The organism is Streptomyces sp. Q6, from assembly GCF_036967205.1.
Classification (GTDB): domain Bacteria; phylum Actinomycetota; class Actinomycetes; order Streptomycetales; family Streptomycetaceae; genus Streptomyces; species Streptomyces citrinus.
Genome location: NZ_CP146022.1, coordinates 8,144,782 through 8,159,236, shown reverse-complemented (window position 1 = coordinate 8,159,236; position 14,455 = coordinate 8,144,782). Strand labels below are relative to the sequence as shown.

10 protein-coding genes and 3 pseudogenes are annotated in these 14,455 nt (G+C 73.0%); 8 read left to right on the top strand and 5 right to left on the bottom strand.

Annotation, left to right across the window (positions count from 1 at the left end):
• Positions 1–77: 77 nt before the first annotated feature.
• The 3 genes and pseudogenes from V2W30_RS37430 to V2W30_RS37420 form a co-directional block, all read right to left on the bottom strand.
• Positions 78–1,634 (bottom strand): transcriptional regulator, encoded by a 1,557-nt coding sequence (locus tag V2W30_RS37430; RefSeq protein WP_338703048.1) that lies wholly within the window; start codon positions 1,632–1,634, stop codon positions 78–80.
• A gap of 123 nt (positions 1,635–1,757) precedes the next feature.
• Positions 1,758–2,267, bottom strand: a complete 510-nt coding sequence (locus V2W30_RS37425; protein WP_338703047.1) for a PucR family transcriptional regulator — start codon at positions 2,265–2,267, stop codon at positions 1,758–1,760.
• A 112-nt stretch (positions 2,268–2,379) separates the two neighbouring features.
• Positions 2,380–3,267: pseudogene (locus V2W30_RS37420) on the bottom strand (PucR family transcriptional regulator ligand-binding domain-containing protein); the annotation flags it as partial.
• Between the two features lie 263 nt (positions 3,268–3,530).
• On the opposite strand from V2W30_RS37420, the gene V2W30_RS37415 reads away from it, so the two are divergent.
• The 7 genes and pseudogenes from V2W30_RS37415 to V2W30_RS37385 all read left to right on the top strand — a co-directional run bounded on the left by V2W30_RS37415 (position 3,531) and on the right by V2W30_RS37385 (position 10,700).
• Positions 3,531–4,139, top strand: coding sequence for a hypothetical protein (locus V2W30_RS37415; protein ID WP_338703046.1), 609 nt, complete (start codon positions 3,531–3,533; stop codon positions 4,137–4,139).
• On the top strand, positions 4,091–4,582 hold the full coding sequence (locus V2W30_RS37410) for an amino acid kinase (RefSeq protein WP_338703045.1): 492 nt from the start codon (positions 4,091–4,093) through the stop codon (positions 4,580–4,582). The genes V2W30_RS37415 and V2W30_RS37410 overlap by 49 nt, the downstream gene beginning before the upstream one ends.
• Before the next feature lie 325 nt (positions 4,583–4,907).
• Positions 4,908–6,068, top strand: coding sequence for an acetamidase/formamidase family protein (locus V2W30_RS37405; RefSeq protein WP_338703044.1), 1,161 nt, complete (start codon positions 4,908–4,910; stop codon positions 6,066–6,068).
• Between the two features lie 209 nt (positions 6,069–6,277).
• Positions 6,278–6,916 (top strand): annotated as a pseudogene (locus V2W30_RS37400) (amidohydrolase family protein); the annotation flags it as partial.
• 167 nt (positions 6,917–7,083) lie between these two features.
• Positions 7,084–7,554, top strand: coding sequence for an amidohydrolase family protein (locus tag V2W30_RS37395; RefSeq protein WP_338703043.1), 471 nt, complete (start codon positions 7,084–7,086; stop codon positions 7,552–7,554).
• Position 7,555: 1 nt separating this feature from the next.
• Positions 7,556–8,140, top strand: coding sequence for a DUF1097 domain-containing protein (locus tag V2W30_RS37390; RefSeq protein WP_338703042.1), 585 nt, complete (start codon positions 7,556–7,558; stop codon positions 8,138–8,140).
• A gap of 103 nt (positions 8,141–8,243) precedes the next feature.
• Positions 8,244–10,700 carry a polysaccharide lyase 8 family protein gene (locus tag V2W30_RS37385; RefSeq protein ID WP_338703041.1) on the top strand — a complete coding sequence of 819 codons (2,457 nt, stop codon included), beginning with the start codon at positions 8,244–8,246 and terminating at the stop codon, positions 10,698–10,700.
• Here V2W30_RS37385 and V2W30_RS37380 read toward each other — a convergent pair.
• Positions 10,669–11,768, bottom strand: a pseudogene (locus V2W30_RS37380) (substrate-binding domain-containing protein). The gene V2W30_RS37385 and the pseudogene V2W30_RS37380 sit on opposite strands and share 32 nt — an antisense overlap.
• Positions 11,769–11,996: 228 nt before the next feature.
• On the opposite strand from V2W30_RS37380, the gene V2W30_RS37375 reads away from it, so the two are divergent.
• A complete protein-coding gene (locus V2W30_RS37375) occupies positions 11,997–13,352 on the top strand; it encodes an esterase-like activity of phytase family protein (protein ID WP_338703040.1) in 1,356 nt (451 codons plus the stop codon).
• Here V2W30_RS37375 and V2W30_RS37370 read toward each other — a convergent pair.
• Positions 13,349–14,305 (bottom strand): IS481 family transposase, encoded by a 957-nt coding sequence (locus V2W30_RS37370; RefSeq protein WP_338703039.1) that lies wholly within the window; start codon positions 14,303–14,305, stop codon positions 13,349–13,351. The two genes, V2W30_RS37375 and V2W30_RS37370, sit on opposite strands and share 4 nt — an antisense overlap.
• Between the last annotated feature and the right edge of the window lie 150 nt (positions 14,306–14,455).

The window sequence follows — 14,455 nt, the reverse complement described above, 5'->3', positions numbered from 1 at the left end:
TGGGGCGACGGATCGGTTCGCCACAGCCGGCGGTGCGGTGGGCCGGGTCACGAGTGTCGTCAGTGCGGTGGGCCGGGTCATGAGCGCCCGCCCGCGGCGGTCAACCGGCTTTCCCTCGCTGCGGTTCGGGGCGCGACCAGGTCGGCGGCCCAGCGCGCCGCGTCCGTGCTCGTCGGCGCGAGCAGCACGCCCGCGGCGGTGAGCAGGTCGCGCTGGGCGCGGGCGTCCTGGGGGTCGCGGTCGGTGCCGACGACGAAGGCGATGACAGGCGGTCGTTCCCGTACGGGGATCCGCTCGATCTCGGCGGTCAGCGGGGCCACCGGGTCCGGGCCCGCTCCGTGACCGAGGACCACGTCGAGGACGACGACGCGGGTCCCGGGGTCGGTGAGCGCGGCCCGCAGGTGGGCGGCGCGCACGGTCGGGTCGATCATCGGGTGGGGACGTCCGGCGGTGTAGGTGTCGTCACCGAGGTCGAGGATCACATGCCGCTCGGGCAGGGCGAGTTGTCGCCCGGGGACGAACGGGCCGAGCGTCTCGGCCGCGGCGGGCAGCACCTGCCGCGCCTCGTACGCGAACGTGCCCCCGGCGTACAGGGCTCGCAGGAAGGGCCCCGGGCCCGGCTCGGTGTGCGGCGCGGTCCACGGCGGGGTCGGGGTGCCGCCGAGGACGCGTACGGCGGTGTCGGCGGCGGCGCGCAGGGTCGTGACGACGGTGACGGATCCGCCCGGCGCCGGATGGTCGGCGCCGAGGAACGCGGCGACGACCGGCTTCTCGGCCCGCACGGCGCGGGCCAGGACGCGGGCGGCGACGCGCGGGTCCGGGGGCTTCGACACCAGCAGGATCAGGGCACAGCCGGGGTCGGCGTCGAGGAGCTCGAAGGCGTCGAGGGTGGTACGCCCCCCGACCTCGGCGCCGAGGTCGCGGCCGCCGGTGCCGATCATCTGCCGTACACCCTCACCGGCCGCGTCCAGGAGGCAGGAGATCTGTTGAAGTCCCGTGCCGGAGGCGCCGATCAGACCGATGCGGCCCGGTCGCAGCGCGTTGGCGAAGCCCAGCGGGACGCCGTCGAGGAGGGCGGTTCCGCAGTCGGGGCCCATGGCGAGCAGGCCGAGCCGGTGGGCCTCTTCCTTGAGGCGGACTTCCTGGTCGAGGGGGACGTTGTCGCTGAAGACGAAGGCGTGCAGGCCGCGGCGCAGCGCCTTGAGCGCCTCGGCGGCCGCGTAGGGGCCGGGGACCGAGATGAGGGCGAGGCCGGTGGCGGGGTCGGTCTCGGTGAGCGCGCGCGGCACGGGTGCGCCCGGTTCCTCGCCGGGCGGCACATCCTGGTCGAGCAGCCCGTCGACGGCGGCCACGGCGCGGTCGAGCGCGTCGGCACTGCCGCGCAGGGCGATCAGCAGGTCGGCGGGGCGGGCGCGGTCACCGTCGGCGGTGAGCAGGCCGGCGTCGGCGAGGAGGCGTTTGTTGGGGGCGGTGGCCATGACGAGGCTCGCCGTCTCGACGCCGGGCAGGTCGGTCAGGTGTCCCGCGGCGCGCATCAGGGCGACGGAGTCGGCGTACGCGTCGGACCTGACCACGTTCAACGTGCGTGCCTGCTCGGGCGGTTGGCCTGGGGTGGCGTGCGGGGTTCGCTCCATGGTCCGACGGTACGGCCGGACCCCCGGGTGCTGTCTTCGGCGACCGGTGCCAGCGCGCGGGCGGTGATCATCGGCATCCGCTGACAATGACCGACAGCGGCGGTCGGGTTCGGGGAGGGGTGCTCAGCGCGCGCGGGCGCGCAGCAACCGATGTGCGTGGACGGCGAGTTCGGTCTGGAGCCGGCGCATGGGGTCCTTGTCCGGGGCGCCGGTGAGCCGCTCGATCTGTTTGAGCCGGTAGCGCAGGGTGTTGTAGTGGACGTGGAGTTCCTCGGCCGCCTCCACGCCGTTGCGGTCGTGGCGCAGATAGACGCCGAGGCTGTGCACGAGGCTGCCGTCGTGCCGGGTGTCGTAGCGCAGCAGCGGTCCGAGAGCGTCGTCGACGAGGGCCCGCAGCTCGGTGGCGGGCAGCTGGTCGAGGAGCCGGTAGACGCCGCTGTCCTCGTGGAGGCGGATGAACGAGCCGGCGGCGCCGTCGAGTTCGCGGCCGAGGGCGAGCGTGCCGAGCGCCTGACTGTGACTCAGATGGAGCTCGGCGAAGTCGTCGCGGACGGTGCCCGCGGCGACGGCGACGGCGTGTCCGGGACAGGCCGCGGCGACCGCGCGGCGCAGTTCCTCGCAGCGGCGGCGCAAGGTGCCGTGCCCCTCGGGAGCGACCAGGGCGGTGAGCCCGCCGGGGTGCCCCAGGCGGGGTGTGGGCGCCGAGCGCCGTGCGGGCCGCGGCCAGCAGTCGATCCTCGGTGAGTCGGACGCCGGGTCCGTCGGCCGCGCCGGTGACCTCGACGACGACGGCGGCACGGGGCTTCTCCAGGTCCCAGCCGAGTGCGGCCGCGCGGCGCGCTGACTCCGCGCGCTCGCGCGGCGGATGGGCGACCAGTTCGGTCAGCAGCAGGGTGCGGTAGCGGCGCTCGCGCTCGGCCAGGACCCGCTCCTGCACGGCGAGCATCCCGGCGAGGCTCGCCACGTGTTCCACGGCGGTGGCGTGCTCGTCGTCGAGGGCCTGTCCCGGCGCCGCCCACAGGGCGACGTCGCCACTGCCGCGCTGCCCGGCGAGGATCGGCCGGGTCAGCCGTGGCGCGAGCGCTTCCGGTACGTCACCGCTGGCGGCCACGACGGTGCCGTCCGGGCCGCGGACGGCGGCCGCGCAGCCGGTCTCGCCCGCGAGGAGCGTGACGAGTTCGCGGTAGGAGCCGCCGCGGAGCACCGCCTCGGAGAGCCGGTCGCGCAGCGCCTGCGACCGTTCGAGGCTGAGGGCCTGCCGGTTGAGGACGGTGCCGATGACCTCGGAGAGGATGTCGTTGAGCATCACGTCGCCGGGCAACTCGACGATGGGGAAGCCGAGTTCGTCGGCCCGGCGCAGCATCGGGGTCGGCAGTCGCGGCAGGTAGGGGCCGACCTTGACGCCGAGGGCGGCCAGGCCGCGGGCGGCGAGGTCGGGGACCAGGTCGGTGAGCGCGCGTTCGTCGTCGCGGACCGCGTAGGCGGTGGTGAGCAGAAACTCTCCGCCGCGCATCCAGCGGATGATGTCCGGCACTTCCATGATGTTGGCGACCCGGATGGCGTGCGCCGCGCCCGCGTCGCCGGCCGCGAGGCGGGCACCCGCGAGGGCGGGCAGTTCCAGCGCCCCGGCCACGGTCAGGGTCGCGGCAGGCAGGGGCGCGGGCAGTGTCACGGTCCGGGAAACGGGGGCCACGCAGCTCACTATGGGCGGCCCCGACAGGGCTGTAAATGCTCGGGACAGCAGGTTGTATACGATTTTCGCGGGGTCGGAGTCCGGCGCCGCGAGGCCCGCCGGAGCGTGCCGTCGGGGCACTGTCAGCAGACGTCAACAGGCCCGCGCGCACGCTGGCACCGACTGCCCATGACCGGCCTCCGTGCCGTTCCTATGGTCCTGGCATGCCTCAACGAACCGCGACGCCACCAGCAGGTTCCCCGGCCGGTCCGCTCGCCCCGACGACCGTGCTCGCCATCGGCGGCAACGCGCTGCTGCGCGGCGGGGCCCGGGCCACGATCGCCGAGCAGTTCGACGCGGCCCGCCAACTGGCTTCCCCCGTCGCCGAGTTGGTGCGTCGCGGGCATCGCGTGGTGGTGACGCACGGCAACGGCCCGCAGGTCGGCTTCATCAAGAGGCGGGCCGATCTGGCGGCGGAACTCGCCCCCGAGCTGCCGCTGTTGGACCTGGACATGTGCGTCGCCGACTCGCAGGGGAGCCTCGGCTACATCCTCGCGCGGGGCCTGTCGGGCACCCTGCCCGACGGGGCCTGCCCGGTCGCGGTCCTGACGCACACCGTCGTGGACGCGGCCGACGAGGTGTTCGCCCGGCCGACGAAGCCGATCGGCGCGCACTATCCGCGGGTGGAGGCCGAGCGCCTCGCCGCCCGGCACGGCTGGGCCGTGGGTGAGGACGCGGGCCGCGGCTGGCGGCGTCTCGTCCCCTCCCCGCGCCCCGCGACGTCGTGGAACTCGACGCGGTCTCCTGCCTGCTCGACGCCGGGCACGTGGTGATCGCCGGCGGGGGCGGCGGCATCCCGGTGGTGCGCGGCCCCGACGGATCGCTGCGTGGGGTGGAGGCGGTCGTGGACAAGGACGCGACGTCCGCGCTGCTCGCGGTGGCCCTCGGCGCGGACGAGCTGATCGTGACGACCGGCGTCGAGCGCGTCGCCGTCGGCTGGGGCACCCCGCGCCAACGGGACCTGGACCGGCTCGACGCGGCGACGGCGCACCGGTATCTGGCGGCGGGCGAGTTCCCCGAGGGCAGCATGGGGCCGAAGATCCGGGCGTCCCTGGACTTCCTCGCGGCGGGCGGCCGCAGCGTGCTCATCACGTCGCCGCGGTCACTGGGCCGGGCGCTGACCGGGGCGACGGGCACCCGCATCGAGGCGACCGCCACGCCCGCGCGGGCCGTCGTCGCCGCGCCCGCCCGCAACACGGCGGGACCGAGGACGTAACAGCGAGGACGTACGAATCGACTCCCGGCTCGCTGATCACTCACGCCTCTCCATTCGCCTCCACCACTCGACCCGCTCCTGACCTGTAGCCCGCCTCGAACCCTCAACTCACTCCCACCTCTCAGCTCGCTCCCACCTCTCAGTTCACTCTCGACGCCCAGCTCATCCCCGACCCTGCGGTCATCCCCGACCGTCCGCTCGTCCCCGACCGTCCGCTCAGCTCCGGCCCTCCGCTCGGCCTCGCCACTGGCCCCGCCCGCCCCCGCTCCTCCCCTCGCCCAGCCCGCACCGCCGCCCCGCACTCCCGACCAGCAAAGGAACCCGGATGTCGCTGCGCACCGACGTCACCGCGCACCCCGCCGCCACCCCGTACGCGCCCGACCCGGAGGCAATTCCGCTCGACGGCCGGCATCATCTGGCCACCACCCCTGACACGGCCCGCTGGGGCGAACTCCCGCACGCGGGCAGCGTGCCCGTCCTCGCGGTGGCCGACGGCGACACGGTCACCTTCGACCTCGTCTCCCACGAGGGCATCCTCCCGGACCAGGGCCGCGACCCGGTGGCGTTCTTCGGCTCGTTCGGCGTCCCCGAGGACCGGGTTCCACGTGACGCACGCGAGATCGCCGAGTCCGGTCTCGGCCTCACGCAGACGCTGCCGGGACCACACATCGTCACGGGCCCGGTCGCGGTGCGCGGGGCGCGTCCCGGGGACCTGCTGCGCGTGGAGACGCTGAGTCTGCATCGCCGTACGCACTACGGGATCGTCTCCAATCGGCATGCGGCGGGCGCCCTGCCCGGTGAACTCCCCGACGGCGAGGCCGAGTTCACCGGACCCGACACCCGCCGGTGCATCGGAGGGACCGTCAGCTCCTTCTGCACCGTCGAGCGGGACGGCACGGGCGCCGAGTCGGGCGTCCTCCGTTACGGCCCCGGGCGCGCGGCCCGCTTCCCGCTCGGACCGTTCGTCGGGGTGATGGGCGTCGCGACGGCCGACGAGACGGCGCTCAGCTCCGTGCCACCGGGACGGCACGGAGGCAATCTCGACATCAAGCACCTGACCTGCGGCTCGTCCCTCTACCTGCCGGTTCAGGCCGAGGGCGCCGGCTTCTACGCGGGCGACCCGCACTTCGCGCAGGGCAACGGCGAAGTAGCGCTCACCGCCCTGGAGGCCCCGCTGCGTGCCACGTTCCGGCTGTCGCTCGTACGCGGCTCCGCGGCCCGGCGCGTGACCGGGCTGCTCGGTGAACCGTTCGCCGAGACCGCAGCGCACTGGATCGCCCTCGGGCTCGACGCCGATCTCGACGAGGCGATGCGCCAGTGCGTGCGCTCGGCCCTGGACTTCCTCACGACCCGCACCGGCATGGACCGGGCGACCGCGTACGCATATCTCAGCGCGGCCGCGGACTTCGAGGTCTCGCAGGTCGTGGACCGGATCAAGGGGGTGCACTGCATGATCCGGAAGGCAGACTTCCGCGCCGAGACGTAACCCCGGCGATCTCCGAGCCCCACCACAACCCCACCCGACCACAACCTCAACGCCGAACCCGAACCCGAAGCCCCAGCCCCGCCACACTCGCACCGGCACCGGCACCGGCACCGGCACCGGCACCCGCACCCGCACCCGCACCCGCACCCGCACCCGCACGAGCCGTACGCACGCACCGTTTCCGTCACGAACAGGCAAGGAGAACCCTCGTGACCGCACTACTGCTGCGCCACGCCCGCGTGGAGGACGCGCCGGAACCGGCCGACATCCGCGTACGGGACGGCCGCATCGAGGCGATCGGCCCGGCGCTCGAACCACCGGACGGCGCCGAGGTGCTCGACTGCGCGAGCCGGGTGGTGATCCCCGGTCTGATCGAGGCCCACCTGCACCCGGACAAGGCGCTGCTCGACGGCGTCCGCCCCCATCCGTCCGGCACGCTCGCCGACGCGATCCGGATCACCGAGGAGCTCAAGGCCGGCTTCACGCACGCCGATGTCCGCGCCCGCGCCGAGCGCGTCCTGCGCATGTGCGTGCTGCACGGCACCACGACGGTCCGCGCCCACCCGGACGTCGACCCCGTCGCCGGACTCATCGGGATGGAGGTGATGCTCGAACTGCGCGAGCGCTGGGCGCGGTTGGTGACGGTCCAGGTGGTCGCGTTCCCGCAGGAGGGCGTGTTCAAGGCGCCCGGCACGGAGAAGCTGCTGCGGGCGTCCCTGGAGGCCGGTGCGGACGCCGTCGGCGGCTGTACGTACAGCGAGGCGTCGGTGGCCGACTGCCGGCGCCAGGTGGAACTCGTCCTCGACCTGGCCGCGGAGTACGACGTGCCCGCCGATCTGCACGCCGACTTCGCGGACGACGGCGCCGACGAGCGGTTCACGCTCGCGGAGTTCATCGCGCGGGCCACGGCCGCGCGCGACCTGTCGGGCCGGGTCACGCTGGGCCACGCCACGTCGCTGGGCGGGCGCCCGGTGGCCGAACGGCGCGCCGTTCTGGCCGAGTTGGCCGCGGCGGGGTGGCGGTGGTGCCGCTGCCGGCGACGGACCTGTTCCTCGGCGGGCGCGGCGACGAGACGGCCGTGCGCCGCGGTCTCGCGCCGGTCCGTGACCTGTGGGACGCGGGCGTGCTCACGGCCTGCGCGACCAACAACATCCGCAACGCGTTCACCCCGTACGGCACCGGCGACGTCCTGGAGACGGCTCTGCTGCTGGCGCGGCTCGCGCATCTGTCGGGTCCGGCCGATCTGCGCCGGGTGCTGCGCATGGTGACGTACGACGCGACGCGGGTGATCGGGATCCCCGAAGCGGACTACGGGGTACGCGTGGGCGCCGTCGCCGACCTCGTGGTGCTCGACACCCAGGACCACGACTCCGTGCTGCTCGAACGTCCGGCACGCACCGCAGTCATCAAGTCGGGCCGTGTGGTGGCCCGTTCGCAGTGCACAGCAGAGCTCGACGACACGCTCGTCACGGACGGGAAGGCCTGACATGACCGAGACCACCACACCCCCGCACACGCCCACGACCGAGGCGCCCCCGGTGCGTGAGCGGATACCGCACGAGATCGTCGCGTCGGTCCTCGCGGCGACCACCGCGTTCATCGGCGGCACCGCGCTGCATCTGCCTCCGTGGGCGATCTTCATCTCCTGGGCGGGTACGTTCCTGCTCGGCGGTCCGAGCCTGGGCAACGCACGGCGGTTGTGGCTCGCGATGCCCATGGGGTCCACGTACGCGCTGATCATCGTGCTCCTGGAGACGCACGCCGGGACGGCCTTCGGCGAGGGGCAGTTCGCCAGGAACGCGTTCGGGGCGCTGTGCATCCTCGTCGTGAACACCACACTCATGTACACCGGCCGCCTGCATCTCTTCTCCCTGATTCCCGGCATGTTCTTCGGTTTCGCGAGCTATTTCGCGACGTTCTTCGGGGGGTTCGGCTACGACGCGGGCAACCCGTGGGCGGCCTGGGTGTGCGTGGTCGCCATGAACGCGCTGGGCCCGGTGTTCGCCTATCTGTCCCGACGGCTCGCGTTCCCCGTACGCGCCTCCGTCGACCCTCAGGACACATCCGCCTGAACGATCGAAACGATCAATTCGGACGATTCTCTTGAGCGTTTGGAGCAACGGGTGCTAGAAACCGCTTACTCCCAGCGGACCCTCCAGCCTCCCGGAGCTCCTCATGAAGTCGTCCCCCTGGTCCCGTCGCTCCTTCCTGGCCACGAGCGCGGCCGCCGGTACCGCGCTCGCCGTCGGCGCGCCCCGTCCGGCCCCGGCCGCCGCCGCGAGCGCGGCCGAGGCCGCCGACGACGAGTTCGCCCAACTGCGCGCGAAGTGGAGGGCGTTGTATCTCGGCGAGGGCTTCAGCCCGACCGCCGAGCCGTTCAGGTCGAAGCTCGCCACGCTCGGTACGCAGGCGAAGGCATGGCAGGACGCCATGGCCCCGGCGACCGGATCCCTGTGGCCCGACGCCGTGTTCGGGGATCCTGAGCCCGACACGGACACGGAGTCGTACGGCTACTCGGAGAAGATCCAGACGAGCTACGAGCGCCTGCGGACGATGGCGGAGGCCTACTGCCAGCCGGGCACGGGCCTCACCGCGGACGCCTCCCTCAAAGCGGCGATCCTGACGGCCGTGGACCACCTGAGCACCCAGGTCTACAACACGTCACGGGCCCAGTACGGCAATTGGTACAACTTCCAGATAGGCGCCCCGCAGCGGCTGCTCGACATCTGCGTGCTCATGTACGAGCACCTCAGCGCCGAGCAGCTGACGGCGGCGGTCGAGGCGATCGACCACTTCGTACCGGACTCGCTCGTGTCGGCGTACACCGGCACGAGCACCGGCGCCAACCGGATCGACCTGTGCCGGGTCCTCGCACTGCGCGGCATCCTCGACGGCACCGCGGCGAAGGTCGCCCTCGCCCGTGACGCGATCTCGCCGGTCTTCCCGTACGTCACGTCGGGCGACGGCCTCTACGCGGACGGCTCGCTCATCCAGCACACGTACGTGCCCTACACCGGCTCGTACGGCGCCGTCCTCATCGACGGTCTGAGCAAGTTGTTCGCGCTGCTCGGCGGGTCCACGTGGGCGATCACCGACACCCGGCGGCAGATCTTCCTGGACTCGGTGGAGAGCGCCTACGCGCCGTTCCTGCACGACGGACTGATGGTCGACAACGTCTCGGGGCGCGCCATCAGCCGCGGCCTGGTCGCCACCGACCCGTTGAGGATCCAGCAGGACGACCACACGCGCGGGCACGGCATCATCGCGTCGATCCTGCTCCTCGGGCAGGGCGCGAGCGCGCAGGAGAACGCGCGCTGGCGAGGGATCGCCAAGGGCTGGTACACACGGGACCGCTACAGCGACGTGACGACGGGCCGCACGCTCGGTGTCGCCGCCCTGTCCCGGGTCGCGGCCCTGCTCGCCGATTCCGGGGTGAAGCCGGCGGCCGAGCCTGCCGAGTCCCGTGTGTTCCCGTCGATGGCGCGGTCCGCGCACCGCACGAGCCGGTTCACGGCGTCGCTGTCGATGTCCTCGAAGGCCATCACGTTCTACGAGAACGGCAACGGCGAGAACGTCCGCGGCTGGCACACCGGTTCGGGGATGCTCTATTGGTGGGCCGCGGGCGACAGTGCGGGCGGCGGGCAGTACAGCGACGGCTACTGGCCGACCGTGGACCCGTACCGGCTGCCCGGCACGACCGTCTCGCGCAAGACGCTCGCTGACGCCGAGGGCGGGACGTGGGGTGCGGCCCGTCCGGCCACGACATGGGTCGGTGGCGCGACGGACGGCACCTACGCGTCGGCGGCCCAGGACACGCGCGGGCTGTCCTCGACGCTGCGCGCGAAGAAGTCGTGGTTCTTCCTGGACGACGCGGTGGTGTGCCTGGGCGCGGGCATCACGAGCACGGACGGCGCCGGTGTGGAGAGCGTCGTCGACAACCGCAACCTGGGATCATCCGGCACGGCCCGCCTCACCGTCGACGGGGTACCGCAGCCGACCGGCCACCCGTGGAACTCGACTTTCCAGCAGGCCCGTTGGGCGCACGTGGCCGGTCACGGCGGTTACGTCTTCCCCGGCGGCGCGGCGGTCACGGCGCTGCGTGAGGAGCGTACGGGGACGTGGAAGAGCATCAACGGCGGCGGTGCGACGGATCCCGTGACGCGCCGGTACGTGACCCTGCTCGCCGATCACGGCACGGACCCGACGAACGCCTCGTACGCGTACGCGCTGCTGCCCGGAGCGAGTGAACTGCGCACCCGGGAGCGAGCCTTGGACGCCGACTGGCTGGAGGTCACCGCCAACTCCGCGACCGCGCAAGGGGTTCGGGTGCCGTCGCTCGGCTTCACCGGCGTGACGTTCTGGGAGCCGGGCGCGGTCGGCAAGGTGACGGTGGACGCGCCGTTGATCGTGCAGATCAGGGAACGGCGGGACGGGACGGCGACGGTGTGCGTGGCCGACCCGAACCGGACGGTGAAGGCGGCCACGCTGACCTGGCGGCGACCGGTCAAGGGCGTCGTCACGAAGCCGGGCACGGTGACGGGCGTCGAGGTGGGCCGGGAACTGCGCCTGACGTTCGGCGATCTGAGCGCGACCGGCGGTGTCACGCAGAAGGCGACCGTGCGTCTCGCGTGACGGCCGCGCCGCACGAGGCGCGCACCCTCAACTCGGGCAGGACGTCCAGGTGTTGTCCCGGCCCCGTGGGCTCGGTGATCCGGGACAGGAGGAGTTCGGCGGCGCGCCGGCCCACGGTGCGCTTGGCCGGGGCCACGGCCGTCAGCGGCAGGTCGGCGAGGTCGGCGATCTCGTCGTCGTACGTGATGACGGCCAGGTCGTCGGGGACGCGCACGCCGCACGCCCGAAGGCGGGGCACCAGGACGATGGCGTCGGCGTCGCTGTGCAGGATCGCGGCGCTCACCCCGTGCTCCTCGACGACCTCGCGCAGATACGCGAAGGTCCGCTCGAACCGCTCGGCCTCGGTGGCGGCGGGCTCCTGCACCAGGCCGGGCGCCGGGGTCAGCCCGAGCGCGGACACGGCCGCCTCGTACCCGAGCCGCAACCGGCCGCTGGTGGGTGACTCCTGCGCCGCTAGGGCCACCCCGCGGTGGCCGAGGGCAGCGAGATGGCCGACGGCCGTGGCGGCGCCGTGGGCGTGGTCGGAGCGGACCCGGTCGAGCGCGGCGACCGGGTGGCCGTGCGGCGCCGACCGCTCCACGAGCACCGTCGGCACGGGCAGTTCGGTGATCCACCGCCCCTCCCCGGCGCGGGCTCTCCGCGCTCCCAGCTCGGCGTCAGGAGCAGCCCGTCCGCCCCCGCGTCGAGCAGCCGCCCGACCTGCGCCGCGTCCTCGCCCGGGAGATAGCGCGAGAGCCCGACGACGAGCCGCGCCCCGCACGCCTCCACGGCGTCCCGGGCCCCGCGCACGACCTCGGCGTAGTAGTACTCGGTGGTCGGCACGACCATCCCGACGACGGTTCCGGCACCGGGCGCCGCGGCCTGCTCGTCCGCGGCGCTCTCCCTCGGCCAGACCACGGAGCCGTGCAGTCGCCGGAGCCGGCCCTGAGCGGCGAGGGTCTCGACGTCGCGGCGCAGGGTGACCGGCGAGACGCCGAGTTCGCGTGCCAGGTCGGCGACGCGCGACGTGCCGCGCTCCCGCAGCAGTTCGAGCACCCGCGCATGACGCCGGTCGACGTGCAGCCGCATGATCCGGCCCTCCCCTGTTCCCGGGCCTGCGGCCCGTCCCTCGCCCCTGAGTCACTCATCGTATCGATCACTTCCGATCGAGACGATCCCTTCGCTCGGCACCGCTTTCCCGGGCGCGAGGAGGGCGCCGTCCGTGCGTTCACCCGTATTCACCCGGCCGTCACCGGGTGTTCGGCGTCGGGGTCGACCGTGTGCGCAGTTCGTTGTTCACGCGCCTCAGGAGGCTCCATGTCCCCGTACGTTCCCGGCACGCGCCGCGTCGTCCGCCGTTCCGTCGCCGCGGGGGTGCCGCTCGCCGTGCTGGCGGCGATCGCCGTGGCCGGGACCGCGACGGGCGCCGCCCCGGCCGGATCCGGCACGGCCGCGGTCACCGGGAGCGCGACCCTCGGCGACCTGCCGCTCGGCGAGTTCAGCAACGCCCTGCTGCCCGGCACGGTGGCCGACGACCGCGGGGTCGACCTCGGCGGCATCGGCTCCGACATCTACCCGGCGGGCCGCGCGGGCGAGTACTGGACGGTGACCGACCGCGGCCCGAACGGCCAGATCAAGGTCGACGGGACCAAGCGGCGCACCTTCCCCGTGCCCGGCTTCGACCCGGCGATCGTGAAGATCCGCGTCACCGGCGGCCAGGTGAAGGTCCTTCGGTCCCTCCCGCTGACGACGCGGTCCGGCAAGCCCGTCACCGGTCTGCCGAACCAGGAGGGCCGGGACGAGAAGCCGTACTCGTACGACGCGTCGACCCCTCTCGGCTACGACCCGAACGGTCTCGACACCGAGGGCATCGTGCGGGCGGCCGACGGATCGTTCTGGCTGGTCGACGAGTACGGTCCTTCGCTCGTGCACGTCTCCGCGCGGGGCACGGTGCTCGCGCGGCACGTGCCGAAGGGGCTGGCGCTGAAGGGTGCCGGCTACCCGGTCGTCGAGTCGCTCCCGTCGGTCCTGCTGCACCGCAAGGTCAACCGCGGCTTCGAGGGCCTCGCCCAGCTGCCGGGCGGTGACCTGGTGCTGGCCGTGCAGAGCCCGCTCTCCCTGCCGGACGGCGCGGCCGGAGAGGCGTCGCGGACCGCGCGGCTGCTGCGGTTCTCGCCGAAGAAGCAGGCGGTGACGGCCGAGTACGCGTACCGCTTCGATCCGGTGGGCGTCGTCGACCCGGGCGAGGACGACACCTCCGAGCTGAAGATCTCGTCGGTCGTCGCGATCGGCCGCGACCGCCTCCTCGTCGAGGAGCGCACCGACAAGGCGGCCCGCCTCCAGGAGGTGCGGCTCACGCGCGGCGCGAACATCCTCGGCGAACGGTGGGACGACGACACCACGTCCCCGTCGCTGGAACAGCTCGACGACCCGGCCGCCTCGGGTGTGCCGGTCCTCGCGAAGCGGCTCGTGGTGGACCTCGACGCGCTCGACGGGGTGCCGGACAAGATCGAGGGCGTCGCCGTCACCGGCCACGGCACGCTCGCGCTGATCAACGACAACGACTTCGGGATGACCGACGGAACGGGCGCGTTCGACGCGGACGGACGCCTCGTGGACAGCGGCATCAAGACGAAGGTGACGTACGTGAAGCTGCCGAAGGGCGCGCTCTAGCTGTATTGACCCGCAGGGTTGTTGACGCGGGTGATGGGTGGCTGGCCGCCGAGTGCGGTGTGGCTGCGGTGGTGGTTGTAGGTGTGCAGGAAGTCTGCCAGGGCCGCGGTGCGTTCGTCGTTTGAGGTGTAGAGCCGCAGGTAGGCCCATTCCTCGAGCAGGGTGCGGTTGAAGCGTTCGACCTTGCTGTTGGTCTGGGGCCGGTAGGCGCGGGTGAGCTTGCCACTCGCGCCGAGTTCGGCCAGGACGTTCTTCCAGGCCAGGCCCTTGCGGTAGGCCCAGGCGTTGTCCGTCAGCACGCGTTCGATGCGGGTGATGCCCATCTCGGCGAAGAACGCGGCCGCGCGGGTGAGGAAGGCCGCGCAGGTCGCGGCCTTCTCGTCCGGGTGGATCTCGCTGTAGGCGAGGCGGGAGTGGTCGTCGACGGCGGAGTGGATGTAGTCGTAACCCATGTTGTTGCGGGTGACGCGGCCGGCCTGGCGGCCCAGGGCCTTGTGGCCGCCGCCGTCGGGAATCCGGCCGAGTTTCTTCACGTCGATGTGGATCAGTTCGCCGGGCCGGTCGCGTTCGTAACGGCGGATCACGGTGCCGGTCGGCCGGTCGATCCAGGACAGCCGGTTCAGCCGGTGGCGGGTCAGAACGCGGTGCACGGTCGAGGCGGGCAGTCCCAGGATCGGGCCGATCCGGGCCGGCCCGAGCTTGCGGTCGGTCCGCAGCCGGCAGACGTCGGCCTCGATACTCGCCGGGGTCCGATGCGGTGTCGTCAAAGGCCTGCTGGAGCGGTCGGCCAGGCCCGCCCCGCCCTCGGCTCGCCACCGCCGGAGCCATTTATGGGCGGTCGCCCGCGAGATGCCCATCTCGGCGGCGACATGGGCGACGGGACGGCCGGACGCGACACGTTCGACCAGCAGGCGCCTGCCGTGCACGGTCAGCCGGGCATTACGGTGGGACACGAAGACCTCCGTGTGGTGCAGTCCTAGACAGCTCCACCACACCGGAGGTCTTCGCCATGATCAAGACCCGCCAGTGTCAACAACGCTCGTGATCAATACATCTAGCGCCCGCGCGGTGCTCGGGAGATCCTCCCCCGGCGCCCGAGGCCG

Bases quoted from the DNA above. Each gene is read 5' to 3' on its own strand.
- V2W30_RS37415 (WP_338703046.1), top strand. From the start codon at position 3,531: ATGCCTCAACGAACCGCGACGCCACCAGCAGGTTCCCCGGCCGGTCCG.
- V2W30_RS37405 (WP_338703044.1), top strand. From the start codon at position 4,908: ATGTCGCTGCGCACCGACGTCACCGCGCACCCCGCCGCCACCCCGTAC.
- V2W30_RS37375 (WP_338703040.1), top strand. From the start codon at position 11,997: ATGTCCCCGTACGTTCCCGGCACGCGCCGCGTCGTCCGCCGTTCCGTC.
- V2W30_RS37430 (WP_338703048.1), bottom strand. From the start codon at position 1,634: ATGGAGCGAACCCCGCACGCCACCCCAGGCCAACCGCCCGAGCAGGCA.
- V2W30_RS37390 (WP_338703042.1), top strand. From the start codon at position 7,556: ATGACCGAGACCACCACACCCCCGCACACGCCCACGACCGAGGCGCCC.
- V2W30_RS37385 (WP_338703041.1), top strand. From the start codon at position 8,244: ATGAAGTCGTCCCCCTGGTCCCGTCGCTCCTTCCTGGCCACGAGCGCG.